The sequence below is a fragment of the Subdoligranulum sp. APC924/74 genome (assembly GCF_003324125.1).
GTDB classification, from domain to species: Bacteria; Bacillota; Clostridia; order Oscillospirales; family Ruminococcaceae; genus Gemmiger; species Gemmiger qucibialis.
Window position 1 is genome coordinate 1 of record NZ_PSQF01000148.1, and the last position, 4,804, is coordinate 4,804.

General features: G+C 54.2%; 7 protein-coding genes. All 7 read left to right on the forward strand.

What is annotated here, in order from left to right; genetic code table 11:
• Window positions 1-209: hypothetical protein (locus tag C4885_RS16855; protein ID WP_207657611.1), on the forward strand; the 209-nt coding region annotated here is incomplete at its 5' end.
• Between the two features lie 482 nt (window positions 210-691).
• Window positions 692-913: a hypothetical protein gene (locus tag C4885_RS15465; protein ID WP_147237871.1), complete on the forward strand. Its 222-nt coding sequence runs from the start codon at window positions 692-694 to the stop codon at window positions 911-913.
• 94 nt (window positions 914-1,007) lie between these two features.
• Window positions 1,008-1,625 (forward strand): response regulator, encoded by a 618-nt coding sequence (locus C4885_RS15470; RefSeq protein WP_114001193.1) that lies wholly within the window; start codon window positions 1,008-1,010, stop codon window positions 1,623-1,625.
• Window positions 1,592-1,801 (forward strand): hypothetical protein, encoded by a 210-nt coding sequence (locus C4885_RS16330; protein ID WP_147237872.1) that lies wholly within the window; start codon window positions 1,592-1,594, stop codon window positions 1,799-1,801. Before C4885_RS15470 ends, C4885_RS16330 begins: the two co-directional genes overlap by 34 nt.
• Window positions 1,802-1,851: 50 nt before the next feature.
• Window positions 1,852-2,676: a HAMP domain-containing histidine kinase gene (locus C4885_RS15475; RefSeq protein ID WP_114001194.1), complete on the forward strand. Its 825-nt coding sequence runs from the start codon at window positions 1,852-1,854 to the stop codon at window positions 2,674-2,676.
• A 462-nt stretch (window positions 2,677-3,138) separates the two neighbouring features.
• Window positions 3,139-3,846, forward strand: a complete 708-nt coding sequence (gene pyrH, locus C4885_RS15480) for a UMP kinase (protein WP_114001196.1) — start codon at window positions 3,139-3,141, stop codon at window positions 3,844-3,846.
• A gap of 52 nt (window positions 3,847-3,898) precedes the next feature.
• Window positions 3,899-4,453 carry a ribosome recycling factor gene (gene frr / locus C4885_RS15485; protein WP_114001195.1) on the forward strand — a complete coding sequence of 185 codons (555 nt, stop codon included), beginning with the start codon at window positions 3,899-3,901 and terminating at the stop codon, window positions 4,451-4,453.
• Window positions 4,454-4,804: the final 351 nt, after the last annotated feature.

Below are 4,804 nucleotides of genomic sequence, written 5' to 3' on the forward strand. Positions count from 1 at the left end.
GCTTCGGTTCGCTGTTTCCGCCACTGGCGGCGCTCACCTTTGCAGCATCCAGTATTATCTGCGCTTTTGGCTTAGCATCTGCCGTACCTCGCTCGCCGTATCGGCACTTAGAATTGTGCGGTGTTGCCTTAGAAAACAGAATACCCACGATCCCCAACGTCGCCGGCCATCTGTGCGGCGTTCCTTTTACAACAAGAGCACAACAATAAAACAACGGCAATTCCTGGCCTGAGGTCTGCAAAAATCGGCATATATCGACGGACGAATAATATTTGCTTCTAATAATAACGCGTATATGATAAAATAAAATATATGGTTCTAAAATTGCACTAACCGTACAAAACCGTATACCCCAAAAGCCTTGACTTTTTGCCGTGCGGCTGTATATAGTAACCTTAATACAATATTAACCATGCGGCGGGCAAGGCTTGCAGCCTGGACCTGCCAAAAGCAGAGGGATAACAGCCTGGGTAGCAGGCGCAATACAATGAGAGAGCAACTATAAAAGGTTACACATGGTAACAGTCTGCTTATGCTGCGGCGGGGTGGATTAGCGTACCGGCAGGGAAAAGGAGGCCCTAAAACCGTGGAGGATCATTGTGGAAAAGCAGGCAGAAGCAAGGTAAACAGACTGCTGACAAAGCAAACCCGATTGTTCAGTTACATTGAAGGATTACAGGCGGAAACGCGTGTGTATTATACCCTGTGGCAATGTGGCCCGGAGCTGCGCATTTTGGTGAGCGGGGAGGCGGGCCCCGCTGTGCGTTGTACCTTCCCCGCAGATATGGAGTGCCGCGCCCGGAACCTGTTGCAATACTTATACGAAAACGCCGTAATGCCCAGCCAGGCCGCAGATGTGCTGGCTGATTGCTGCACAGTGGGGCAGGTTGAAGTGCTGAACGCAGGCTGCTGAGCACCTGAACCAAATGCGCAGCAAAAAGCTGCGAAAGAATGTTAAAATGCAGGGGGACCGTATGTGATGCCTTGCCCCGGTAGGAGAAACAAGAATGACGGAAGAAAAGCTGGTCGAACGTGTGACCGCACTGTTTGCAGACAGTGATGCAGCCCAGCGCAAGATGATCCGCCTGTATGCAGAAACCAATGATGCCATTGAGGCAAGCGCAATCATTGATTCCGGCGCAGAAGTATTGCATATGCTGCAAGGCGGCCTGCGGCCGGAAGTTCTGGTGCTGGATTCGGTTTTGAGTGATACCACAATTTTTCCACTGCTGCGCAGCATACGCCAACAGCAGATTGAGTACGAACCGCATATTATTGTAACCCTGATGCCCAGTGCAGCGCCCCAAATTGAAAAAATATTGACATTGGGGGCCGAGTGTACTATATTCAAACCATATAGTTTGCCCGAATTATTTGATACGGTGTATCAAACAGCAGCAAGCGGCCCGCGGCTGAACCGTTACCTGGTGCATGAGAGCGTTACGGCTCAGCTGCGCACCCTTGGCTGCTACAAAAACCTGGCCTATGGTATCAATTACCTGCAGGAAGCCGTGTATATTATGGTATCAATTACCTGCAGGAAGCCGTGTATATTGCGGTCTGCGACCGCCAGGCGTGTTCCCTGGGGGAGTTGTGCACCAAAGCAGGGGAGCCGTTTGGCGTAAATGGCCCGGCGGTGCGCTCGGCTCTGGAACGCCTGAATGCACGGCTGTACAAAAGCAATACGCCGGCTTACCAGATGCTGTGCGAGCGCAACGGCAAGAGCCCGCAGGATCGCCTGACGGTAAGTGAACTGCTGGAAGCGGTGATCGCACGTACGCACCATGACCTGCGCTGCTGACAGCAGCAGATAAACGGGCATATCCAGCGCTATAAAAGGAGAAGCTTCCTATGCCGGAACATACACTGCCCGATGCCCTGCACCCGCAGCAGGAAGATGCAGCGGATGAACTGCAGCTGCGCGGGGGGCTGAAAGGCCGCTTTTTTGCGGATTTCTGCCTGCTGCAAAGCACTGTGGATGCCTTGCAGAATTATCTTGTGCACGCTGCCACCCCTGATGTACAGGATATGGCAGCACCGCTGCTGGAAGAGATGAAACAGCGCATTTTCCGCCTGGAACGTTTGGCGGATAATGCGGCGGATCTTGTGGCGCAAAGCCAGCCGCCCCGGCAGCTGAACTGGACTGTGCAGGAAATGACGGCGTACCTGGCTCAGCTGTGTGATGCCGCCAACCATGAGCTGGAAGAATGCGCCGTTACCGGCCGGGTGCACTTGCAGCCCATGCCGCAGAACCAGCCGGTTTGGGCGCAGATTGATTTGGCTATCGTCCAAACGATGTTTGCCAACCTGTTTTCCAATTCTCTGCGGGCAAACCCGGCGGCAAAAATTACGATAAGCTGCACCGGACGCACGCTGGAATACCATGACGGCAGGATCTGGCCGGAGGCCGCCTGCGCCCAGTTGGCTGGTGTTCAGACACCGGAAGCCCTTGCCAACGGGTGCACCGGTTTGCTGTTGGTATACCGCTGCGCCCAAAATTTGGGCTGGCGGCTGGAAACCGCAGCAAACCAGGAAACCGTGCTGCGCATGACGTTGCCGCCGGAACCGCTGGCAGCGTTCGGCACCCATAATGTGCTGCGCACACCTCGCCCCGAAAGCGGCGCAGCCCGCCTGCGGGAAGAATTCCGTGCGACCCTGCCGCCCAAAAAGATTTGATGCGGCTGCCAAAGCTGATAAAAGACACCATCCTGCAGTCGAAAAGCAAAGCCGGAAATCATAAGGCAATACCGCACAATTCTAAGTGCCGATACGGCGAGCGAGGCACGGCAGCTGCTAAGCCAAAAGCGCAGATAATACTTTGTGTATTATCGAGCATTTTGGCAACGCAGATGCCGTGCCGTAGCCGCCGGAGCGGTGCTTAAGCCGTCAGGCGGGAATTGTGCGGTGTTGCCATAAGCAATAAATATAATTTGTACAGCGGCGCACCCGGTGCGCCGCTGTTTTTCTGTGCGGCAAGCGGAAAACAAAATGTAATTATGTCAATTTTTCTTTTTTCAAACAACGGCTTTACTTTGAGCGCAAACTATTGTAAAATACAAGGGAAAAGATAATATGGGTGCAGTTTGGGAAAACCCGGCAGCGGCGGCTGTGCCCGGAAAATACAGGTGGTGTTTGAATATGGCAGTTCAATATAAACGTATTCTTTTGAAAGTCTCCGGCGAAGCACTTTCCGGCGAAAAAGGCACCGGTTTTGATGAAGCTACCATTGCTTCTATCTGCGCGGGCATCAAGGCAGCGTATGACCTTGGCGCACAGATCGGCATCGTGGTTGGCGGCGGCAATTTCTGGCGCGGCCGTTCCTCCGGCAAAATGGATCGCATGGATGCAGACAAGATCGGTATGCTGGCAACCGTGATGAACGCCATTGCCGTCAAGGATGCCCTGCGCCAGCAGGGTGTGCCCGCTGTTGTTATGACCAGCTCCGCCATGCCGCAGGTGGCCGATACCTTCCGCAGCGATAAGGCAATCGCTGAGCTGGAAGCAGGCAAGATCGTCGTGTTCGGCGGCGGCACCGGCAACCCCATCTTCTCTACTGATACCGCATCCGCCCTGCGCGCCTTGGAAATCGGTGCAGACGCCATGTTCAAGGCAACTATGGTGGACGGCGTGTATGATAAGGATCCCCACAAGTACCCCGATGCCGTCAAGTATGATACGCTGACCTTTACCCGTGTGTTGGACGAGCGCCTGGCTGTTATGGACTCCACCGCCGCAACCCTCTGCCGTGACAACGGTCTGCCCATTGTGGTGTTTGACCTGAACGAGCCCGCCAACATTGCCCGTGCCCTGCGGGGCGAAAACGTGGGCACCATTGTGCGCGAGTAACCGCAAAGTATTTTAACCCCTAATTTATATATCGAAAAAGGAGAAAACCCTCATGAGCAGCACGACCAAAATTTACGAAGAAAAAATGAACAACTGCGTTGCCCATCTCGACCGCGAGCTGACCTCCATCCGTGCAGGCCGCGCAAACCCCGGCATCCTGGATAAAGTAATGGTGGATTATTACGGCAGCCCGACGCCGGTCCAGCAGGTTGCATCCGTGGCTGTTTCCGAAGCCCGCATCCTGACCATCACCCCTTGGGATGGTACCCTGATCAAGGCAATCTCCAAGGCAATCCAGACCAGCGATATCGGCATCAACCCCATTGATGACGGCCACACCATCCGCCTGGTGTTTCCGGCCCCCACTGAGGAACGTCGCAAGCAGCTGACCAAGGATGTGCAGAAGCAGGGCGAAGAAGCCAAGATCGCTGTGCGCAATGTCCGCCGCGATGCCATGGATAAGTTCAAAGCCCAGAAAAAGGCTGGCGAGCTGACCGAGGACGACCAGAAGAACCTGGAAGAAGAGGTCCAGAAGCTGACCGATAAGTTCGTTAAAGAAATTGACGCAACCTGCGCCCGTAAAAATCAGGAGATCATGGAGGTCTGATTGCGGCAGACGGGCGTAAGCCTGCCTGGGCGCAGCCCCTCTTTATGGTGTATCTGAAAACAAAGAAAAGGACGGATGTTTCGCAAATACAAGCAGGATTTAAGGCTTTTTAACGCAAAATCCCGCTGTGCTTGTAGAAATAGACTGAATTTTCGACTTTTCAGATACACCCCAGCTGTGTGCCGCGCCTGAACGCCATGCGCGGCACGCAGTTTATTCCGGCAGAAGTGCAAGAAATGCCGTTCCACCGCATACCATGGCAGGGGATAGGCTTAAGGCAACACCGCACAATTCCCGCCTTGCGGCTTAAGCACCGCTCCGGCAGCTGCGGCACGGCATCTGCGTTGCCAA